The sequence below is a fragment of the Sinimarinibacterium thermocellulolyticum genome, assembly GCF_040327995.1.
Taxonomy (GTDB): domain Bacteria; phylum Pseudomonadota; class Gammaproteobacteria; order Nevskiales; family Nevskiaceae; genus Solimonas; species Solimonas thermocellulolyticum.
The window spans coordinates 1-21,272 of sequence record NZ_JBEPIJ010000028.1 but is presented as its reverse complement, the minus strand read 5'-3'; the positions used below and the strand labels follow the sequence as shown (position 1 = coordinate 21,272).

Below are 21,272 nucleotides of genomic sequence, written 5' to 3'. Positions count from 1 at the left end.
GTGAAACGCAGCCCGCAGGCGCGGCACTTCAGACGTCCATCCCCCAGGCGATAGTGCCGACAACCTGCACATCCGGGACATCGCTTCATGACCAAATCCTCTCAGATTTGGTCCGGTTTGCTTGGGAATTACCCTTCCTATCGCCCGACATAGTGCGGCGCGCGCTTGGCCGCGAACGCAGCCGATGCTTCGGCAAAGTCCTCGGTCATCAACGCGATCACCTGCGCGCGGTTCTCCAGTTCCAGAGCAGCGTCGAGGCTCGGCGCAGCGAGGTTGGCCCACATCAATTGCTTTGTATGGCGCGTCGCATAAGGGCTGTTGGCGAGCACCTCATCGGCGAGGCTCAAGCTCCGTTCGAGCAGCTCCGGGTCGTCGACGACCGCGGACACCAGCCCCATCTGCTCGGCCGCCGCCGCGTCAAACGGTCGTCCGGTCAGCATCAGCTCGAAGGCGCGCGACGCCCCGATCAGCCGAGGCAGGTGGTAGCTGATGCCACATTCGCCGGCGGTCAGGCCAATGCGCACGGCACCAATGTGGAACTTGGCGGAAGAGGAGGCAAGACGAATGTCGGCGGCGAGTGTCAACGCAAAGCCGGCCCCCACGACGACACCGTTGATGGCGGCGATGACCACCTTGTCGAGGTTGCGAAGACGCTTGACCATGCCAGCGAACAGTTCTTGCCCGCGCATGTAGTCGCTCACGCCTGCGGCCCGTTCAAGTGCCCTGCCCTGCGCATCGGTCAGCGGACTCTTGAGATCCCAGCCGGCGCAGAAGCCGCGCCCCGCGCCGGTCAGGATGACCACGCGCACGGCGTCATCCGCGGCCAGTTCATCGATCAACCGATACAGTCGCCGCACTGTATCGTGGCGCAGCGCGTTGAGCGCGTGCGGTCGATTCAGGCGCAGCACCGCGACCTGCCCCTCTCGGCACCGCTCGACCAGGACGTCATCGCGTTCCATGGATATCTTCCGCAGGTTTCCGTACTCAGGCTTACGGGTTCAGAACCGCCTTGACGCACCGCCCCTGGGCCTGATCAGCGATGGCCTCATTGATCTGCGCCAGGGAGTACCGCCGGATCATGCGGTCGAACGGCAAGCGCCCCTCGGCGTACAGCCGACACAACTCCGGGATGAATTGCTGTGGCTCGCTGTCGCCCTCGAGAATGCCGCGGAAGTTCAGGCCGCGGTACATCAGCTGGCTCAGATTCGCCGGCAGCGGTGCCGCGCTATGTTCGGGACTCGGGATCGCGAGAAATCCGAAGCTGCCGCGACTGTCGAGCAGCCGCGCTGCCGCGTTGAGCACATCCGGGCGCCCCGTCGTATCAATGGCGTAGTCGAATCCGCCACCTTTGCGAAGTGACTTGAGCGATGGATCGCTTGACGGGTCGGCGACTTCGGTCGCGCCGAGTTCAAGTGCGAGTTCCCGTCGTGCGGCGTGCGGCTCCACCACGCAGATCCGACTGCAGCCTCGATGGGCTGCACCGATCACTGAGGACAGCCCGACCGCGCCGCCACCGAGCACCAGCAACGCGCTGCCGGGCCGGCAATCCAGCGATCGCAGCACCGCGCCGACGCCGGTCTGCACGCTGCAGCCCAGAGGCCCTGCGATCTCCACCGGCATCTCTGGCGGCAGGCGTACGAGGTTGTCGGCGTAGGCCAGGCTGTGGGTCGCGAAGGAGGACTGACCGAAGAAACTTGCGGCGATCGGGCCGTCCGCGTCAAAGTGCGTTGCGCTGCCATCCGGGCGCCGACCGGCGTAGTTAAGCCCAGCGCCTTCGAGGCAGTAGGCAGGCTCGTGGGTGCCGCAGCGCCGGCAGCGACCACAGGATCGAAAGCTGATGACGACCGCGTCGCCGCGCGAGAAATCGGGAACACCGGCGCCGACAGCCTCAACAATACCTGCCCCTTCGTGGCCGAAGACGGCCGGCAGCGCAATAGGCAGTTCTCCTGCGGCGCCGACCAAATCCGTATGACACAAACCCACGCCGACGATCCGGACGAGGACCTCGTCGCGTCGAGGCGCGTCGAGTTCCAGGGATTCGATGGCGAACGGCGCTGCCTCACCCCGGGCGACTGCGGCCAGGATGCGCTGGCGGTTCGGTTCGATCACCGACTGTGGATTCATGTCCGTTCGCTTGGCAGGCTCACAGCGTGGACATCACGTATCGGTGTCAGCGAACGCGCTTAAGGGATGCGAGTTTCGGCAAGTACTTCTCGCGAATCGCGGGCTTGGCGAGCTTTCCTGTTGCCAGTCGGGGCAGCGGTTCGGCTTCGATCTCGACGTATCGCGGCACCTTGTAGTCGGCGAGATATCGATTGCAATGATCGATCAGTGCTGGAATGTCGAGCGACAACTCGGCGTGGACAACGGCCAGCGGCGTTTCACCGAACTTTTCGTCCTTCGCACCGATCACCGCGACCTCGTGCACCCCCGGGAACTCGGCGACGACACGCTCGACCTCTGCCGCCGAAATGTTCAGGCCGCCGCTGATGATGATGTCTTTGAGCCGGTCGATAAAGGTCAAGTACCCATGCTCGTCGATACTGCCGAGATCGCCGGTACGCAGCCAGCCGTCCACCAGGGTCTTGGCCGTATTCTCCGGATCGCCCCAGTAGCCCTGCATCACCGACGGACCACGGATGACAATCTGCCCCGGCTGGTTTGGGCCGAGGAACTTCCCGTTGTCATCGATGATGCGGATCTCGGTGAACATGCCGCCCCGCCCGGCCTTTTCCGGATATTTGGCCGCGTCGGCCTTGGTCATGATGCTGATGGCACCGCCTGCCTCGGTTTGTCCATAGATCTGACGCAGCAGACAACCCTTTTTCATCCAAACGTCCAGCAGCTTGCGCGGCACCGGCGCACCGCCGACGCTGGTGTAGGTCAGTGCAGAGAGATCGGCGTGCTCGAAGTCCGGGCACGCGGCGATACGCTCGAAGAAGAGCGGTACGCCTTGGAACATGTTGATGCGCTCCGAGACCAGCAGCTTGAGCGCCCGCTGCGGATCGAACACCGACTCGAAACGGAGCGTCGCACCCAGCGCAATGAATTCCATGAGCTGCACGAAGCCGGCCGATGTGCTGAGTGGCGACAATGCGAGCGCACGCGAGCCCGGACCCGAAAATGGCTCTTCGATCGCAAACTCCATTGCGTAGCTGAGCATCGAGCGATGGGTTAGGACGACGCCCTTGGGCCTTGCCGTGGAACCCGAGGTCGCGATGATGCCCACTGCATCATCCGGCGCGCAGTCCCAGGTCTGCTCCACCGCCCGGCGGCCGCGCAATGCCAGGATTGTTTCCATTGCGATGCGCGGGCCGGCCACCTCTTCGATCTGGGCATGGCGTTCGGCCTGGTCGGGGTCGACGAAGACGCACTTGGGGCACGTACGCTCGTAGAACTCGATGACCTCGCGCGGCGTCAAGCGGGTGCTCAAGGGGGAGACGATGGCTCCGGCGCGGATCGTACCCAGCATCAACGCGCAATGCGCCAACGTGGTGCCGCCAATCGTGCCGACGCGATCGCCATGCCGCACACCCCGTTCGATCAGCGAAACCGCAACCTGGCTCGCCCAGGCATCCAGTTCAGAATAGCTGACGAAATCGTCGCCGATTACCAACGCACGGCTGTCAGGGGTTTCCTTCGCCCACCAACTAAGCGCACTGCTCAGGGTCTGTGCCATAGTTCCGACTCCTCTTGCTCAATCGTAGTGTCGATACTGACGTCCGCCGCGAGTGCTTGCGGCATGTCCGCCTCGCTCAGACGCGCTCATTGCTGAATACGGCAGAGCTGACCGTCGGTGCACCGGGCCCGCCGGCGAGTAGGCAATACCGTGCGCCGGGAACCGGGTTGCTCGATTCGCCCCGCAACTGACGCACGGCCTCGATGGCCATGCCGATACCGTGAATAAAGCCCTCCGCGAGATTCCCCCCAGCCGTGTTGATCGGGAGCCCGCCAGATGGCGCGATCAGGTTTTCGAAGCGCACGACCTCCGTAACGTTTTCGTAGGTGCAGAAGCCATGGTCGATGAGCGAGGCCACACCCTGCGCGCTGAAGTTCTCGTATAGCTGTACGACGTCGATATCCAAAGGTTGAAGACCGGTCTGTTGCCACAGGCGTCGGGCAATGGGCCGAAAGCCGGCCGAGGCATAGTCCTCGTCGTTCTCGAGCAGATCGCCCCAGCCCCGCGCTGATCCGCTCGCGACGCCGAGCAGATAGACCGGCGCCTTACGCAGGTCGCGCGCCCGCTCGGAGGAAACCATCAGTAAGGCCCCGGCGCCGTCGTTCTCGCGAGAACAGTCGAACAAGCGAAAGGGCTCGGCGATCCACCGCGCGCTGCGGTATTGCTCAAGGTCGAGCTCCTTTCCGAAACTGACGGCATTCGGATTCCGCGCGCCGTGGTAGTACGACGCCCGGACCAGCTCCTCGCACACACGCAGAGGGACCTTGTGATATTCGAACATCCTTTGCGCACGCAGCGCGCAGGGCTGCGCCGGAGAGACCAGACCGGCAGCGCGAAGGTGATCATTGAGGTGATGGGCCATCACCGCACCCGAGAGGCGACCGCTATTGCCCTGCACGAGTGCACGAAAGATCACGACCGCGCTCGCCTGCCCGGTCAGGATCGCCGAAGCGGCCAGACCGAAGGCACCGGCAATGCCACCGCCCCCGCCGCCCCAGACCTGCGTCGACAGGCAGAGCTCGCGAGTGCCGAGGTCCGACATAAGGCGTACCGGTTCGTTGCGGTCATCTCCGTACGAAACGAAACCATCGATATCCGCGGGATCGAAGCCTGCATCCTCGCAGGCATCGACGATGGCCCGCACCAGCACGCCGCGCTCTGGGTAGGGCGACTCGCCGCGCTTGTACTGCCGCAGCCCGATGCCAGCGATCGCCGTTCGACCGGCCAAGCAGACGCCCGCGCTCATCCCGCCGCCCCGTCTACCATGGACCAATGCAATGCCGGGACATCGACGGCCCCGACGCGCGTCGTCGCAATCCGTCCTCGCACCCATGCGCCAACGCGCAAGCCGCTGTCGCTGCCGGCGAGCAGGCCAAGCAGCCGTCGACCACCGGCGTGCGGCAAGCTCACGACGACCGAAACGTACGGCACACCGATCCCTTCCGTGCCGGCGAAACCGTGATGCGTGCGCGTCCAACTGTAGATTTCCCCCTCCGCGCGGACAGGCGCCCAATCGATATCCCAAGCGCCGCAATGGCCGCAGCGGAAGACCGCTGGCCAATGCCAAGCCCTGCATCGGCGACAGCGCGGAAGTTGCAGCTGTCCCTGCGCGAGGCCCTTCCAGTAGGGACCGTCGGCTCCGGTGATCTCGCGCTCTACCATCGTCATCGCACGCCTCCTGCCCCCTCCGATGCTCGTGAGGCCCCGGACGGGGGCGGCATTTATCGAACGATAATAGTTTTATGACTGAGACCGCACAAGTAGTCCCCAGTCACATGCTCCCGCTGCTATCCTGCGGCGGCTCTCGGTACCGTCGTTCCTCTACTGGAGTTCGCTTTGGGTAGACCCGGAAAGCAGCTGATCTCGCGCGAGCGCGCCGCCCGCGCCGCACTCGGCGTCATTGACGTCCATGGCCTGGACGCACTGAGTCTCGAACTGGTTGCGCAGCGGATGGGCGTCAAAGCGCCTTCTCTGTACTATCACTTCAAGTCGAAGGCCGAGATCCTATCCGAGGTCGCCCGCCTACTCCTGCTTGACGTCAAGCTGCCGAAGCCCGAAACCCACGAGTGGCGCGATGCGATCATCGAGCTTAATCTGGCGACTCGCCGCTCGATCCTCCAGCATCCCAATGCCGCGCCACTGTTGCTGCAATTCTTTCCACGACATTTGCTACTGGGCGCCTACAATCACTGGATCTCGACCTGTCCACTTCCAGTCGAGCAGCGCATGATCCTGATCGAAGGTCTCGAACGACTGACCTTCGGCTCGGCGCTGTTCGAGGCGGCATGCCGGGCGCAGGGCATCGAACCGATGCCAAGCTTCGACCGAGAGAAGCTGCCCCATCTTGCTGAAGCCGTCCGCTCGAACCGCCTCGATCAAGAATCTGCGTTCGTCGAAACGCTGAGTCGATTTCTCGATGGCTTTGGGATCACCAGGCAGACCCACGCACCGGCGCCCCGGATGTCCGAGGCCAAGGTAGGGAAGGCGACACACCAGCGCACCGCAGACAGCCCGAGACGCGCCACACGCAGGCCACCGAGCCGCAAGAAGCCGGCTCGCGTCTGAGTTGCATCGCCGGCCTCAGTCCGCTCGCTTGGGGATAAAGATTGCCTTGGGCACGGTAAACTCAAGGAGTCCGGCCACGCCGTTTTCGACGCCGAATCCGGACTGTTTGTGACCCGCCAACGGCGTGAATGGGGTCGACTGAAGGTTCTGATTGATCCAGACGGTGCCCGTATCCAAACGATGGGCGATGGCCTTGGCCTGCTCGACGTCGGCCGACCACACAGCGCCCGCAAGACCATACTCCGTACGATTGGCGCGCTCGACGACCTCGTCGACGTCACGAAACTTCAATAGTGGCAACACCGGACCAAACGCTTCTTCGACGACCACGCGCGAGTCATCTGGTGGATTGTCGACCAGCGTCAGCGGAATGAAGTAACCGTCCCCCTGCGGTACTGGAGCACCTTCGAGTAGCTTGAGCCCGTTGGCGCGCGCATCGCCCAACAGATCCATCACGCGTCGATACTGCAGGCGATTCTGCACGGGCCCGAAAACAGTGTCGGCCTCGGTGCCATCTCCCACCTTCGTCTTCCTGGCGATCGCGTGCAGACGATCGCGCAGCGCGTCGTAGATCGACTCATGGATGTAAAGGCGCTTGGTTGCGACACAGACCTGGGCGGTGTTGTAGAACGCGCCGAAGAACAGGCTTTCGGCAACCTCGTCGAGGTTGACATCCGGCATCACGATGCAGGCGTCGTTGCCTCCCAGTTCAAGGGTCACACGCTTGAGGTCACGCGCAGCCGCCTCCATCACACGCTTGCCGGTCTTCGTCGAGCCCGTGAAGGTGATCTTCGCGAATCCCGGATGGGCCGTCATCATGGGCCCCAGCTCGTCACCACCGCAGATCACGTTTAGCACACCGGGTGGCAGCACCTCGCCGAGCAAAGCGCCGATGCGCAACGTGCACAGCGGCGTGAACGGAGACGGCTTGAGCACCATCGTGTTGCCCGCGAGCAGTGCCGGCATGATTTTCCATGCCGCAAGCAACACCGGAAAGTTCCATGGCACGATAGCGCAGACGACGCCGAGCGGCTCGTGATGGACCTCGACCCTGCGCGTCTTGCTGTCCTCGGTCACATCCACAGGAACCTTCAGATACCTGCTGGCCTTGAGCCAGCCGGCCGCACCGAGGATCTCCTCGCGCGCCTGCGCCAGCGGCCGCCCGTGCTCGCGCGTGAACAGTGCTGTCAGCTCGTCGGCGTGCTCCTCAATCTTTGCCGCGCAGCTTGCGAGCAAAGCCTGGCGTTGTTCCAGCGAAGTCGCCCTCCAGCGCGGAAATGCGGCGCGCGCCGCATCGACTGCGGCGTCGAGATGCTCTGTCATCGCGCGCGGAGCCCGCTCGAAGACCTGACCATTCGCGGGATTGACGACCCGGATGCTGTCGGGCGTTGCGACGCCGCGGCCATTGATGGTCATTAGATAGGGCGTTGTGCTCATCGTCATTTCTCCGAAGTGGATGCCGGATTCAGCGTAGAAGCAGGCCGCCATCGATGGCGAGGGACTGTCCGGTGATGTACGACGCTTCCGGCGACGCCAGGAACAGCACGGCCGGGGCGATTTCCTCCGGACGGCCGAAGCGTCTCGCCGGCAGCGTTTTCAACAGGGCTCGATAGGCCGCCTCACTCTCGCGCGCCCATTGGGTCATACGCGTCTCGACGAAACCGGGAGCAACCACGTTGACGCGCACACCGTCATGTGCCCACTGATCGGCCAGCACACGCGCAAGCCCGAGCAGACCCGCCTTGCTCGCGGTGTAGGCCGGTGTGCGACGCAAGGAAATGAAGCTCGCGACCGATCCGATCATGACCACACAGCCATGGCGTCGCTTCAAATACGGGTGGAAGCGAAAGCACAGATCGGCCGCGCCGTTGAGATTGGCCTCGATCGTTTCGCAAAAACCATCGATACCGTACTCCTCGCTGCCCACGTGGGCAGCATTGCCGACAAGCACGTCGAGCTCGCCAAATGCTTCGACGAGCGTTGCACGCGACGTCGGCTGGCGTAGATCCAGAGCGTGATAGTCGAAGCGCCGCAAATCGGCGTCGTAGTCCGAGGCATTCCGCCGAGTCCCGGTGATGTGCACCCGTGCTCCGGCATCGGCAAAGGCCGACGCAATGGCAAGTCCGATGCCCTGCGCGCCACCGGTCACCAGAACCGTCTTGCCGGTGAAGTCGAAACGGATCATTCGATCTCCACGATGATCTTTCCGACATGTCGGCCGCTGGCCTGGTAGCGGAATGCATGGGCGAGTGCCTCGAGCGCGAAGCTGCGATCGAGCACCGGCCGCACACCAGAACGCTCGAAGGCGCGCACCATCTCGATCTGCTCGCGTCGATGCCCAACGGCAATCGCCTGCAGACGGACCTGTGCGCCGATTAGCGCCAGCAAATCGAGCTGTACATCCACGCCACCGAGCACACCGATGACGACGACGTTGCCGCCCACGGCGGCGGCGCGGATCGATTGGGCGAGAGTGGCTCGGCCGCCGCTATCCAGTACATGCTCGACGCCGCCACCCGACAGCCGTGCGACGGTCGCCCCCCATTCCGGATCTTCCCGGTAGTTAATGACGTGGTCTGCCCCGATCGCGCGGAGCCGTTCCAGTTTCACATCGGACGACGAGGTGGCGTATACCTCGGCGCCGGCCATCTTGGCGATCTGTAGCGCGGCGAGCGCCATGCCGCCGGTTCCCTCGACGAGCACCCGATCACCGGGCTTCACCCGGCAGACGCTCATCAGTGCGCGCCAACTGGTCAGCGCGGCACACGGCAGCGTCGCCGCTTCGGCAAAGCTCCATCCGCTAGGCATGGGGGTGAGCGCGGCAGCATCGACCACCGAGTACTGAGCGGCGCAACCGTCGATGGTGTCGCCCGTCATCTGCCGCACGTGCGAGACACGCGGCGGCCCTTCATGCCACTTCGGGAAGAATAGGCTCAGAACGCGATCGCCCACCTTCCAGTCGTCGACACCGGGACCGACCGCATCTACCACACCGGCGCCATCGGACAACGGTACCCGAGGGGACGCGACCGGGAGCACGCCGGTCACCACACAAAAATCGTGGAAGTTCAGCGACGATGCATGCCAACGCACGCGCACCTGGCCGGGTCCCGGTTCTGGGATTGCACAGTGTTGCAGTCTCAGTGCATCGAGTCCGGCCGGAGGGTGCAGAACCATGTGCTTCATGCGCCGCTCCGGATCAGCTCGGCTGCAATCCAGGCCATTGCCATCGTGGGCGCCTGCGTATTGCCGGCCGGAATCTGCGGCATGACCGAGGTGTCAATCACCCGCAGATGTGAAACGCCGCGCACGCGAAGCATCGGATCGACCACGCTGTCCGGGTCCTTCCCCATGCGGCACGTACCCACGGCGTGATAGCCGCAGGTACCCCAGCGGTCGAAGGCAGCGAGTATCTGCTCGTCGGTCTGCTGATCCTCCCCCGGATAGGTCTCCCTCTCGATGAGCTCCTTGAGCGGAGGCTGCGTCGCAAAGCGACGAGCAACCTTGACCAAATCGACCATCATCCTTCGATCCTCGGCGGTGCTGCGGAAGTTCGGGCGAATCCTCGAACCGACTGAAGGGTCGGCCGAAACGACTTGGACCTCACCGCGCGACGTTGGACGCAGTGGATAGGCAACCGTGTGCATCCCCGGGAATGGTTCGAGTTTCTGCCGCTGACTCTTGAAATCAAAGCTGTACGGCGCCAACAGAAACTGCAGATCGGGCCGCTCGACTTCCGCACGACTCTTGAGGTACGCCACCACCTCATAGGTCGCGGCCGCCATGGGCCCGCTCCGGCTCAGGTAGTATTGCGCCGTGTTCTTCAGCAGATTCAACCCCGAAAACTCGGCGTTCTGCGACAGATTGGCGCGCAGCTTCCACTGCATCAAAATGCCACGATGCTCGGACAGATTGCGCCCGACCTGCGGACGATCTGCGACCACCGCGATTCCCAGCGCTTCGAGCATCCGGGCATCCCCGATACCCGAACGCTGCAACAATGCCGGTGATGCCAAAGCGCCGCCGCAGAGAATCACCTCACGCTCGGCATGCACGGAGCTTGACCGACCATCGCAGAGCACTTCGACGCCGGTGGCCCGTGCGTTTGCGATACGCACACGCGACACCGTCACACCGGTGCGTATATGCAGATTCGGCCGCCCGCGTATCGGATCGATGAACGCGGTGGCGGCGCTCACCCGTCGGCCACTGTCGATGGTGCGCGCAGCGTAACCAATGCTTTCGCTGTCGTCGGGATCGTTCGGATCCTGTTTGCGACGCAGGCCCATCGCCACGCCAGCTTCGATCATCGCCTCGGACAGACGATCGCGGACTGGTGGCATCGTGACGCGCAGCGGGCCGGACGCCCCGCGTGTTGGCGCGGGCCCCAGTTCGTGATTTTCGATCGCCCGATAGGCCTCTGCGATGCGCGTCCATGACCAGTCCGCGCTGGTCTGCGCCGCCAGCGCATCGAAATCGGCTGGCTGACCGCGCACGTACATCATCCCGTTGACGGAGGTGGACCCGCCCAGAACCTTGCCGCGCAGCCAATGCTCGGGTTGGTCGTTGGTCGCAGCTTCGGGCTCGGTGGGATTGGCCCAGACGTATCGGGAGTTGAACAGAATTTTGCCCAGACCTTTGGGCATCGTGATGAACGGATGCCGATGCGGGGGGCCGGCTTCGAGCAGGAGAACCGAGACCGAAGGGTCCTCACTCAGTCGATTGGCCAGAACACAGCCGGCTGCGCCTGCGCCGACGATTATGTAATCAGCCTTGTCCACCGCCTCCTCCTTGAACAGTTGCGGATGGAGCCGTCATGCACCGTCCTCCGTCGGATGTCGGCGGCGAGCTCGTATACGTTCAAGCTCTCACGCCGGCCAGGGATTGCCTGGCGCGAATCGAGCCCCTGGTGGCTTGATTCGCGTTCGCCCAATTCGGGCATGTACCGGAATTGCCGCGCTGGCAAGGTGTCATTGCTTAACACCCTCAGTGTGCGGATCACGTGCCGACGTACTCCTCGACCACGTCATGGAAGCGACGTACTCCCTGCTCCATGCCGCCGAGCAGCACCCGATCGATCGCTCCAGCGCGCAACCCCTCCTGGCACAGTTCGGCGGCCTTGAAGTCTTCGTTGCCGAAAGCATCTGCCATCAGGCGGAACGAACGCTCGTAAACGTCCTCCATCTTTGCGTCCGCAGTGCCGGGCTCCACCAACATCACGTATTGAATCCGCGTACGATCCAAAGATTCCGGGGTCAGGAACATCACGCTGACATAAACCGGGCTGGTCACGACAACGACACCGGGGAAGACGATGTAGGCGTAGACCACCGACTTGCGCAACTCCGGCCAGTTCTCGCTAACGTGCTCCGCGCAAAACCCCTTGCGACTCCCCGACGACTGTCGCAGGTGTTGACCGATGCGTTCGATCATCTGCGGTGCGTCGACGAAGAACCGCGCAAGAGTCTTCGCGTGCAGGCGGGTCACGTGATAACCCTCGAGAAACGCGTCGGTCACCAGTTTCCAGTTGGCCTTGACCAGATACTCCTGCGTTCGATAAAGCCGCATTTGGCCCAGAGCGATCGCATCGAAATCGTCGATCAACTCCTCGCCGATGGCCGCGTCATCGAGCTTGGCTGAAGGATCGAGACTGACCCAGATTAGGCCTGCGACCTCGCGACTCGGGAGCGCCTTGAGGCCGAGCGAGTCTTTTCGCAGATTGATGAAGCATTCCTCGCGCGGTACCCCGATCAGCTTGCCTTCGAGGTTGTAGGTCCAGGCATGATAGGGGCACGTCAGCTTCAGGCCGGTCGCCGCTTCACCGCAGGCCACCAGACGGGTGCCACGATGACGGCACGCATTGAGAAAGGCACGCACCGCACCGTCCATGCCGCGCGCGACGATCACGGGACGCCCGGCCAGTTCAATGGCAGTGTAGCTCCCCGGCACCGCCAGTTGCTGTGCGAGCAGCACCGGCACCGGCAACACGCCGAAGATCCGTTCGCGCTCCCGCGCGAACATCTCCGGATCCAGATAGACCGACGTCTCGACCTGCGTCGTCACCGGCTCAATGACGGACATGGCTGGCGAGGTCAGGTGTTTCGCCGCCTGGAACTGTCCGCTCGAGGCCTTCATGGCCTTATCGACTGCCTGCATGACCACCCCGTTGGTTGTCCTGCACCACTTGTTGCGCTGCATCGTTTATCTTATCGTATTAGATATTTTGGGAACGTCAAGTTCCGCTCACAGATCAGAACGGAGACTCCCGCAGTGACTGAGCTCTCGACGACGACGGTGGTGCGAAGTTCGCTGGACCGGCTGTTCAATCCCCGTTCGATTGCGCTGGTGGGGGCCACCGAGCGCTCGATCTGGTCGGTGGCCGCAGTCGATAACCTCAAACGCTTCGATTTCGACGGTCCGGTCCACCTCGTCAATCCCAAAGGGGGAACGATCTTCGGCCGTCCAGCTTTTACCTCTTGCACCGCGATCGGCCAGCCGGTGGACGCAGCGCTACTAATGGTGCCGGTTCAGGCGATGCCGGAGGTCTTTGCCGACCTGCGCGCGGCTGGCGTTGGCGGCGCTGTGATCTTGTCCGCTGGATTTGCCGAAACCGGCGAGGAGGGCGCCGAACGTCAACACCGGCTCGCGGAGATCGGGCGCGAGGCCGGCATCCGAATCATCGGACCGAACTGTCTCGGCTTTGCCAATTTCAGCAGCCGCACCGCCATCTGGACGACGCCGCTGCGCCGCCCGATGCCCGGCGGCAACGTCGCCATCGTCTCACAGAGCGGCGCGCTTGCCAGCCAGCTCGAACAGTTCGCCTACCAGCAGCGGGTCGGATTGACCCACATGATTTCGACTGGCAACGAGGCTGACGTCACGGTTGCCGACACGATCGCCTATCTCGCCGCTCAGCCGGAGCCGCGCGCAATCGCGCTGTTCCTCGAGTCGGTGCGGCAGCCGCAGGCCTTTCGCGATGCAGTGCGTGCCGCAAACGACGCAGGCAAGGCCATCGTCGTATTAAAAGTCGGCACCAGCGAAGCGACCGCAAAAGCCGCACAGGCGCATACCGGCTCTTTGGTTGGAAACGACCGAGTGTTCGATGCGTTGTGTCGAGAGCTGAAGATGGCACGCGTGCACTCGCTCGAAGAGCTCATTGTGACTGCTGACGTGCTCGGACGGATCAGACTGCCCGGAGCAGGTTCGGGCCTCGCGCTGATCGCAATGTCCGGCGGCATCTGTGAGATCGCCACCGATCAGGCCGAGGACGACGGCGTTCCTCTAGCCAAGCTGTCGGAGACGACGATCGCACGACTGCGGGACGTGCTACCGCCGATGGCAAGACCGACGAATCCGCTGGATTTGACGGGCGCTGCGATGCTGGAGCCCGAGCTGATCGTGCGGGCGGTCGATGTGATCAGTGCGGACGACCATGTCGGCGCCGTCGGCTTTGTCTTCGACGCCCCGCTAAAAGCGGATGAGCGCGGATTCGCGCAGCGCTTCATCAGCCAGGTGGGTGCTGGTTTCCAGCGCACCAGCAAGCCGTGTCTGATGATGAGTCACACCTTCACCGGCGTCAGCGGCGAGGCCCGCTCGATGACCGACCAGCTCGGCGCACCGTACTCTGGCGGCGGTGTCCGCCACTGCCTCTCTGCACTGGGTCATGCTTTTCGACGGGCCCGACGCCCATCGCGTTCCCCACGGTGCGCGCCCGACAGGGTCACGGCTCGACCCCGAAGCGAGCGCGAGGTACTGGACCACCTCGCTGCACACGGAGTTCCGGTGATCCCGGCAAAGGTGGTCGTCGATGCCGCGGGCGCGGTGGCCGCTGCGCGCGCGATGCAGACCGCCGTGGTGCTGAAGATCGCGTCACCCGATATCCCGCACAAAACCGAAGTTGGAGGTGTGGCACTGAATCTGTGCGGCGATGAAGCAGTGGCTGCTGCGTTCGACACCATGCTTGAAAAGGTGCGCCGTCGCCGTCCGGACGCCAGGATCGACGGTGTGATCGTGTCACCGATGCGCGATCGTGGCGTCGAGCTGTTCGTCGGCACCTTGCGCGATCCGCAATGGGGCCCTGCGATTACCATCGGACTCGGCGGCATATTCGTTGAGGCGCTCAAGGACACGAGCCTACGCCTGCTGCCGGTGACCCCGGGGGATGTGCGGGAAATGTTCGACGAGCTGCGCGGCAAAGCTCTGCTCGATGGCTTTCGCGGCGCACCGGCCGTCGATCGCGATGTGGCCGCGCGTGTAGTCGCCGCGATTGGCGATGCCGCTCTCGCGCTAGGGCCGGACCTGGTGTCGCTGGAAGTCAATCCACTGCTGGCGATTGGCGCACAGGTGGAAGCGCTGGATGGTGTGGCAATCTGGGCAGATGACCATGAATGATCCCTCGCGTATTCCCGTCATCGTCGGTATCGGCGAGCACATCGATCGGCCTCAGGATCTCGCGCAGGCACTTGAGCCGCTCGCACTGATGGCCCTCGCGCTCAAAGCCGCCGACGCAGACGCGGGCGGCCAGCTGTTGAGGCGTATCGAGTCACTCGACCTGGTGGGTTTGATCAGCTGGCGTTACCGCGACCCTGTACGCGAGCTGTGCGGCCGTCTCGATATCCAGCCGCAGGCAGTCAGCAATGCCAGCATGGGCGGCGAAACACCGGTGCGCCTGATTCATGAGGCGGCCCTGCGCATCGCACGCGGCGAGTTGCAGTGCGCAGCCATCGTCGGCGGTGAGGCCATGCATGCCCGAATCAATGCTCGCAAGCGCAACCTGACCCTGCCCTGGACACCGCTACCACCGAAGGAAGAAGCCGCCCAGTTTGCGTCGAGTCGCTTCGAGGTGAGTCCGGTTGCCCAGCAACTCGGCGTGATCGATCCGGCTCACATCTACCCGCTTTACGAAAACGCAGCGCAACACACTTGGGGACAGTCTCCGGCCACCGCGCTCGACGAGTCTGCTCGCCTGTGGGCGCGTTACGCAAGAGTCGCGGCCGACAACCCGTTCGCATGGATTCGCGAGGCGCCGTCTGCGGAGCAGATTCGCACCGTCGACGCGAACAACCGCCTGATCGCCTGGCCCTATCCAAAGCTGATGGTTGCTAACCCGAACGTGAACCAGGCTGCTGCAGTCATCTTGACCAGCCTAGCTTTTGCACGCAAATCGGGTGTCGACGAGCGCAACCTCGTCCACATTTGGGGCGGCGCATCCGCATGTGAATCCGAGGATTACCTCAAGCGTGATCGTTACGATCGCAGCGCTGCGCAGGCAGCCGTATTGAGGAGAGCCACGGAGATCGTCGGCGGCAGCGCATTGGTGTTCGGCAAGCTCGAGCTTTACAGCTGTTTCCCGGTCGTGCCCAAAATGGCGCTGCGTGAGCTGGCGCTGGATCCCGACTCGATCGAACCCACGGTTACGGGCGGTCTGACATTTTTCGGTGGCCCGCTCAACAACTATATGACGCATGCGGTCTGCGCGATGGTGCGCGCCTTACGCAAAGGGCCAGCCCAGCCAGGACTACTCTACGGGCAAGGCGGCTATGTCTACAAACATCATACGCTGATCATCGGCATGCAGCCGCCGCCTTCACCACTCGCAGCCGAGCATTCGGTGCAGGCCCAGGCCGACGCGGCACGCGGTCCTGCACCGGAGGTGGTCGATCGCTACAGCGGACCCGCAAGCATCGAGACCTACACGGTCATCTACGCGCGCGATGGCCTGCCGCTGCACGGGATCGTCGTTCTGCGTACGCCGGATGGTCGCCGCACGATGGCTAAAGTGGCACCGGACGATGAAGCCGGCATGGCGCTGCTAACCTCGATGGGACGCAATCCGATCGGCAGCGAGGGGCAGGTCCGTATCGACCCCTTCGGTCTTCCGGTCTGGGAGCCGGGGCCCAAGCGCGATCGCCGCCGGCTGCCCAAGCGCTACGCCCTAGTCGAGCGCGAAGGGCGACTGACCGTCGTGACCATCAACCGGCCCGAAACCCTGAATGCACTGCACCCGGCCGCAAGCGCGGAACTGGCCGAGATCTTCGACGACTTTGCATCCGATCCCGATCAATGGGTCGCCATCCTGACCGGCGCCGGCGATCGTGCGTTCTGCTCCGGCAACGATCTGAAGTTCACTGCGAGGGCAATGGCGCGAGGCGAGCCTTTCGTGCACCCCTTGTCCGGCATCGGCGGGCTCACGCGTCGTTTCGACTTGAACAAACCGGTGATCGCCGCAGTCAACGGTGCCGCCTTGGGCGGTGGCTTCGAGATCGCGCTCGCCTGCGATCTAATCCTCGCATCGAGTAAAGCCACGTTCGGCTTGCCGGAACCCAAGGTTGGCTTGGCCGCACTTGAAGGCGGCTTACTGCGTTTGCCCCAGCAGATCGGCCTGAAACGCGCGATGGGCATGATCCTCTCCGCGCGCGTCGTGTCTGCCGAAGAGGGGTTTGCGCTGGGCTTCGTCAACCAGGTGACCTCACCGGATGCGCTGATGGTGGAGGCTCGGCGCTGGGCGTCCGACATCTTAGCCTGCAGTCCGATGTCGATTCAGGCATCCAAAGAGATCGTGCGCAGAGGCATGACCGAATCAAGCACTGCCGAGGCGATCGTCCACCAATTGCGCTACCCGGCGGTGCGCGCCCTGTTCAAGTCAACAGACTTCCGCGAAGGCCCGCTGGCCTTTGCCCAGAAGCGCGCAGCCCGATGGAAGGGAGAGTAGTGTGGATCTGAACTGGAGTACCGCAGACCTCCGCTTCCGCGACGAGGTGCGTCGTTTCCTCGAGCACAAGCTGACGCCCGAGCTTCGCCGCGCCGGTCGTCTGATGACCAGCGTATACGCGGACGATACAGCCTGTCTTCAATGGCAACGCATTCTCGCGCAGCACGGCTGGGGTGCGCCCTCATGGCCAAAAGCCTACGGCGGCTGCGAATGGACGCCGCTACAGCGTTACATCTTTGCCCGTGAGCGGGTTGCCGCAGGCGCGCCCCCGGCGCCGTTCAGCCTGCACACGATTGGTCCCGCCTTGATCGCCTTTGGCAGCAAAGAACAGAAGCGCCGGTTCCTCCCCCCACTGCTCTATGGCGAGCACCGATGGTGTCAGGGATATTCTGAGCCCGAGTCGGGGTCAGACCTGGCGTCGTTGCAGATGTCTGCGATTGATATGGGCGACGAACTGGTTTGTAGCGGCTCCAAGATCTGGACCACGCATGCACACACAGCGGACTGGATGTTCTGCCTGGCTCGCACCTCCCGCGAAGGCCGTCCGCAGCAAGGCATTAGCTTCCTGCTGATCGATATGCGCACGCCCGGAGTTTCGGTCCGACCGATCGTGATGTTCAGCGGCGAGCACATCCAGAACCAGGTCTTCTTCGATCAAGTCCGCGTGCCCAAATCGCAGGTGGTCGGCGGTATCGGCCGGGGCTGGACCGTCGCCAAGTACCTGCTGGAGTACGAGCGCAGTGGGGTCGCTTACACGCCCGAGCTGCATGCGCGCCTCGATGAGCTGCGCAACTTCGCAGCGCAAGTTCCGGTCGATGGCGGGACATTGCTCGACCAGCCGCTGTTTGCCGCGCGACTCGCAGAAGCGCGAGTCCGCGTGTCGACGCTCGAGATCTACGAGCTGCGCACGATGTCTGCGCTCAGCAGCGGCACTTCCCCTGGCAACGCCGCCTCGGTCATGAAAATCCTCGGCACGGAGATCAGCCAGCAGATCACCGAACTCGCAATGGATGCTGCAGGGGTCTACGCACAAGCGTACCAACCGCACGCTGGACGACCGGGCGGCGCGATCCATCTTCCCCATAACCCCGACCACGTCGCCGGACCGACAGTCGCATCGCTGGCTCCATTGCGCTACCTCAACGATCGGGCAGGCAGCATTTACGCCGGCACCAACGAGATCCAGCGCAATATCCTGGTGAAAACTGCACTGCGTCTCTAGCCGACGACCTGGGATGATAGATCCCGCGGCGACTGCGACTGTGAGCTTCCTATCCCCCAGGCGCTTGGGGCTGCACCGGTCAATGGCCCTCGCGATGTGCCGCCTGCGCTTGCTCGTGACGTGCCAGCCGCACCAGGTGCGCGTCGACGCCGCCTAATTCCCGCTCAATCACCGTTGCCCGTTTGAAATAAGCGCCCAGCGGCAGCTCGTTGGTCATCCCGATGGCACCATGCAGCTGCACCGCATTCTGTCCGACGAATCGGCAGGCTCGGGCGATGGCCACCTTCGCGGCGGAACAGGCGTGTGCACGTTCCGCCTCGGACGCGGCCAGCGACAGAGTTGCGCGCAGCACCGCACATTGCGCCATTTCGCACTGGAGCAGCATGTCGACCATACGGTGCTGGAGCGCCTGGAAGTTCGCCAACGCCTGCCCGAACTGACGCCGCTGGCGCGTGTACTCGACCGTTTCGTCGAGCATCCTCCAAATGATTCCCAGACCTTCGGCTGCGAGCGCCGCAATCGCCTCATCGAACATCTGCGCGAGCAAGGGCGCGGCCTGCCCTGCAACGCCGAGTAATTCAGCCGCCGCCCCCTCTAAATAGAGGTCCGACGACCAGCGGCCATCGATCGTCGCATACGATTTCCGTTGCAGACCAGGGGCCCGCGCATCGATCAGGAACAACGAAATTCCCTGAAAATCGCGATCACCTCCGGACGTACGCGCACTCACAACGAACCAGTCGGCCCATGGCGCTGCGGCGACACCGATCTTGTGCCCAGTGAGCCGCCAGATGCCGTCCTCGAGATGCGCAGCGCACGAAACCAGCGCAGGATCGGAACCATCGGCGGATTCATTCCATGCGACGACTACTACCCGCTCGCCGCGGGCCATCGACGCCAACAAGGCATCGACAGTCGTACCTCCGATACGCCGCAGCAATCCGGTGGCCTGCACAGCGCTCTCCAGAAAAGGCTCGACCACTAGGGTCGAACCAAAAGCTTGCATTACCAGCATGACTTCGACGGCGCCGCCGCCGATACCACCGGCATTCTCTGGCACGACGAGGCCGAGCAGCCCAAGCTCAACTGCGAGACGTCGCCAAAACATCCGGTCCCAAGCGGCACCGCTGCGCGAGGTCGCCGAACGTACGTCGGCTCCGTATTCGCGGTCGAGAAACGCCTGCAGATTCTGCTGCAGCAGCGTTTGCTCGGGGGTCAGTGAGAAATCCATGCGGCTACCAGCGCAGGGGCAGCGACTCCAGCGACATCACCATGCCGGCGCGATAGGTGGGCGCATAGCCGTCGGCGAGTCGGAACTCTCCAACCTGCCTGATCCATTCGGTAAACATGGTCCGCATCTCCGAACGTGCCAAGAAATGTCCGATGCAAAGATGAGGCCCGGTCGAGAAAGTGATCAGGGTCCGGTTCTTGCGATCGATGTCGAACTGTGAGGCTTTATCGTTCTTGCTGGGATCCCAGCCGGCCGCTGGCAGGCAGTTGAGGAGCATGTCTCCCTCGCGAAATCGCACGCCAAAGCGATCGCAGTCCTTGACCACGACCCGGGGGGTGTTCACCACACCGAACAGCCGCAGCGACTCCTCAACGAACGGGGTCACCAAGCTCAGATCCTCGCGTATGCGCCGTTGCAAATCAGGCCTAGTCGCCAGGTAGCGGCAGCCGAAGCTCAGTGCATTGGTCACCGTGTCTAGCCCCCCCAGAAACAGCAGAAAGCAGGCGGAAATCAGTTTGTCGAAGGCAACCGGCTGGCCGTCGATCTTCGCATCGACCAAATGATCGATGATGTCTCGCTTCTCGCCCTGCGTCGGATTCTGCATGCGCGCCTGCAGGAGCTCGGCAAGCACACCGATGATCTTCTGAGAGATCGGCGGTACATCTTCCGCGCGTGCCTTAAAGAACCGTTCGGCCAGATCACGAAATTCGTCGAAACGATCGATCGGCAAGCCCATCATGCGCATGAACACAGTCACCGGGAATGGAGCGGCGACGTCCCGAACGAAGTCGCACCGTCCCTTACCGGCGATCTTGCCAACCACCTCCGTGCAAAAAGCCTTGAGCTCTGCATCCATCGTCGCGACCGACTTCGGCCCGAAGAAGGGTGCGAGGATCATCCGATACTGCGTGTGTTCCGGAGGGTCGAGATTCAGAGGAATCAGCAACGGCGCATCCGGCACCGGCGGGATCTGTAGGATCCGGGTGGAAAAATGTTCGGTGTCCTTGACGATCTCCGTGATGATGTCCTGACTGATCACGACCCAGTGCCCGCCATTGGCTGGCGTATAGAACACCGGCGGCGCTTCCTCGTGCAGCCGTGCGTATCCTGCGTGCAGATCCCGGAGTAGCTGGGCGTCGTTGTAGATGTCGAACTCAAACACCCGATCCGGTGCCACATGATCGGGAATGTACTGCACCGTGCCTGTATTCATGCTGATCCCTCGATCGTCCGCGTGCCCTCAGCGCTTGCCCGCCTTGGCGTTAATTTATCGTGCTGGCATCATAAATGGAATAGCATTAGATTTATGGCTAACGGCAAACCACGTCAGAAAATCCTATCATTCAGGCTAAGGATTTGGATCAAACATGATTAGAGTCGTTTTCACGCATCCCAATCGCCCGGACCGCATCGTCGAAGCCGCCGATGGCATTTCGCTGATGGAGGCCGCCAAAGGTGCGAATGTGGAAGGCATCGACGCCGACTGCGGTGGATGCATGGTCTGCGGCACCTGCCACGTCTACGTCGGCAAACCCTGGTTCGACCTCCTCGAAGCACCGTCCGAGATGGAAGCCCAGATACTCGATTGCGTTCCGTCACCTCATCCACGTGCGCGCCTCTCCTGCCAGATCAAGCTCACCGCTCGACTGGATGGGATGAGCGTCGAACTACCGGATCACCAGCGATAGCGCGAGCGGTCAACGCATGGACACCTCGCACGATCTCGCGGCCTCGCCGTGCTGTTGTCGCCTCCCCCAGTTTAGTGCCACGGATTACTAGAGGTCTCGGGGTGGTGGTGAAGTCGGTATTCGACGGGCGTGAGATCGCGTAGTGACTCGTGCGGGATCTCGTGGTTGTAGTCGTG

Annotated in this window: 17 protein-coding genes; 5 read left to right on the top strand and 12 right to left on the bottom strand. The window is 63.2% G+C overall.

What is annotated here, in order from left to right; all coding sequences use genetic code 11:
* Nucleotides 1-137: 137 nt before the first annotated feature.
* The 5 genes from ABSH63_RS15150 to ABSH63_RS15130 all read right to left on the bottom strand — a co-directional run bounded on the left by ABSH63_RS15150 (nt 138) and on the right by ABSH63_RS15130 (nt 5,347).
* Nucleotides 138-959: an enoyl-CoA hydratase/isomerase family protein gene (locus tag ABSH63_RS15150; RefSeq protein ID WP_352890877.1), complete on the bottom strand. Its 822-nt coding sequence runs from the start codon at nt 957-959 to the stop codon at nt 138-140.
* 31 nt (nt 960-990) lie between these two features.
* Nucleotides 991-2,124: an NAD(P)-dependent alcohol dehydrogenase gene (locus ABSH63_RS15145; protein ID WP_352890876.1), complete on the bottom strand. Its 1,134-nt coding sequence runs from the start codon at nt 2,122-2,124 to the stop codon at nt 991-993.
* 46 nt (nt 2,125-2,170) lie between these two features.
* The gene (locus tag ABSH63_RS15140) at nt 2,171-3,679 is read right to left on the bottom strand and encodes a class I adenylate-forming enzyme family protein (protein ID WP_352890875.1); all 1,509 of its coding nucleotides are present in this window, start codon (nt 3,677-3,679) and stop codon (nt 2,171-2,173) included.
* Nucleotides 3,680-3,755: 76 nt separating this feature from the next.
* Nucleotides 3,756-4,925 carry a thiolase C-terminal domain-containing protein gene (locus ABSH63_RS15135; protein ID WP_352890874.1) on the bottom strand — a complete coding sequence of 390 codons (1,170 nt, stop codon included), beginning with the start codon at nt 4,923-4,925 and terminating at the stop codon, nt 3,756-3,758.
* The gene (locus ABSH63_RS15130; RefSeq protein ID WP_352890873.1) at nt 4,922-5,347 is read right to left on the bottom strand and encodes a Zn-ribbon domain-containing OB-fold protein; all 426 of its coding nucleotides are present in this window, start codon (nt 5,345-5,347) and stop codon (nt 4,922-4,924) included. The genes ABSH63_RS15135 and ABSH63_RS15130 overlap by 4 nt, the downstream gene beginning before the upstream one ends.
* A 168-nt stretch (nt 5,348-5,515) precedes the next feature.
* Here ABSH63_RS15130 and ABSH63_RS15125 point away from each other — a divergent pair, with 168 nt between their 5' ends.
* On the top strand, nt 5,516-6,244 hold the full coding sequence (locus ABSH63_RS15125; RefSeq protein ID WP_352890872.1) for a TetR/AcrR family transcriptional regulator: 729 nt from the start codon (nt 5,516-5,518) through the stop codon (nt 6,242-6,244).
* A gap of 15 nt (nt 6,245-6,259) precedes the next feature.
* Here the strand turns inward: ABSH63_RS15125 and ABSH63_RS15120 are convergent, their stop codons facing one another.
* The 5 genes from ABSH63_RS15120 to ABSH63_RS15100 all read right to left on the bottom strand — a co-directional run bounded on the left by ABSH63_RS15120 (nt 6,260) and on the right by ABSH63_RS15100 (nt 12,442).
* Nucleotides 6,260-7,687, bottom strand: coding sequence for an aldehyde dehydrogenase family protein (locus ABSH63_RS15120; protein WP_434223283.1), 1,428 nt, complete (start codon nt 7,685-7,687; stop codon nt 6,260-6,262).
* Between the two features lie 22 nt (nt 7,688-7,709).
* A complete protein-coding gene (locus ABSH63_RS15115; RefSeq protein WP_352890868.1) occupies nt 7,710-8,429 on the bottom strand; it encodes an SDR family NAD(P)-dependent oxidoreductase in 720 nt (239 codons plus the stop codon).
* Nucleotides 8,426-9,430, bottom strand: a complete 1,005-nt coding sequence (locus ABSH63_RS15110; protein ID WP_352890867.1) for a zinc-dependent alcohol dehydrogenase family protein — start codon at nt 9,428-9,430, stop codon at nt 8,426-8,428. Before ABSH63_RS15110 ends, ABSH63_RS15115 begins: the two co-directional genes overlap by 4 nt.
* The gene (locus tag ABSH63_RS15105; RefSeq protein WP_352890865.1) at nt 9,427-11,025 is read right to left on the bottom strand and encodes a GMC family oxidoreductase; all 1,599 of its coding nucleotides are present in this window, start codon (nt 11,023-11,025) and stop codon (nt 9,427-9,429) included. The genes ABSH63_RS15110 and ABSH63_RS15105 overlap by 4 nt, the downstream gene beginning before the upstream one ends.
* A 217-nt stretch (nt 11,026-11,242) precedes the next feature.
* Nucleotides 11,243-12,442: an aromatic ring-hydroxylating oxygenase subunit alpha gene (locus tag ABSH63_RS15100; protein ID WP_352890863.1), complete on the bottom strand. Its 1,200-nt coding sequence runs from the start codon at nt 12,440-12,442 to the stop codon at nt 11,243-11,245.
* Between the two features lie 72 nt (nt 12,443-12,514).
* Between ABSH63_RS15100 and ABSH63_RS15095 the strand changes: the two genes are divergently transcribed.
* Genes ABSH63_RS15095 through ABSH63_RS15085 form a run of 3 tightly spaced genes read left to right on the top strand, consistent with a single transcriptional unit; the run spans nt 12,515 to nt 18,177 of the window.
* Nucleotides 12,515-14,635: an acetate--CoA ligase family protein gene (locus tag ABSH63_RS15095; RefSeq protein ID WP_352890861.1), complete on the top strand. Its 2,121-nt coding sequence runs from the start codon at nt 12,515-12,517 to the stop codon at nt 14,633-14,635.
* Entirely contained in the window at nt 14,628-16,955 is a 2,328-nt protein-coding gene (locus ABSH63_RS15090) for an enoyl-CoA hydratase-related protein (RefSeq protein ID WP_352890859.1), read from the top strand. Before ABSH63_RS15095 ends, ABSH63_RS15090 begins: the two co-directional genes overlap by 8 nt.
* Nucleotide 16,956: 1 nt before the next feature.
* Nucleotides 16,957-18,177, top strand: a complete 1,221-nt coding sequence (locus tag ABSH63_RS15085) for an acyl-CoA dehydrogenase family protein (RefSeq protein WP_352890857.1) — start codon at nt 16,957-16,959, stop codon at nt 18,175-18,177.
* A 79-nt stretch (nt 18,178-18,256) separates the two neighbouring features.
* Here ABSH63_RS15085 and ABSH63_RS15080 read toward each other — a convergent pair whose 3' ends face one another.
* Both ABSH63_RS15080 and ABSH63_RS15075 read right to left on the bottom strand, forming a co-directional pair.
* Nucleotides 18,257-19,408 (bottom strand): acyl-CoA dehydrogenase family protein, encoded by a 1,152-nt coding sequence (locus ABSH63_RS15080; RefSeq protein WP_352890856.1) that lies wholly within the window; start codon nt 19,406-19,408, stop codon nt 18,257-18,259.
* 4 nt (nt 19,409-19,412) lie between these two features.
* Nucleotides 19,413-20,621 carry a cytochrome P450 gene (locus tag ABSH63_RS15075; protein ID WP_352890854.1) on the bottom strand — a complete coding sequence of 403 codons (1,209 nt, stop codon included), beginning with the start codon at nt 20,619-20,621 and terminating at the stop codon, nt 19,413-19,415.
* Nucleotides 20,622-20,775: 154 nt separating this feature from the next.
* On the opposite strand from ABSH63_RS15075, the gene ABSH63_RS15070 reads away from it, so the two are divergent.
* Complete coding sequence (locus ABSH63_RS15070) at nt 20,776-21,096, top strand: 2Fe-2S iron-sulfur cluster-binding protein (RefSeq protein WP_352890852.1); 321 nt, start codon at nt 20,776-20,778, stop codon at nt 21,094-21,096.
* Nucleotides 21,097-21,272: the final 176 nt, after the last annotated feature.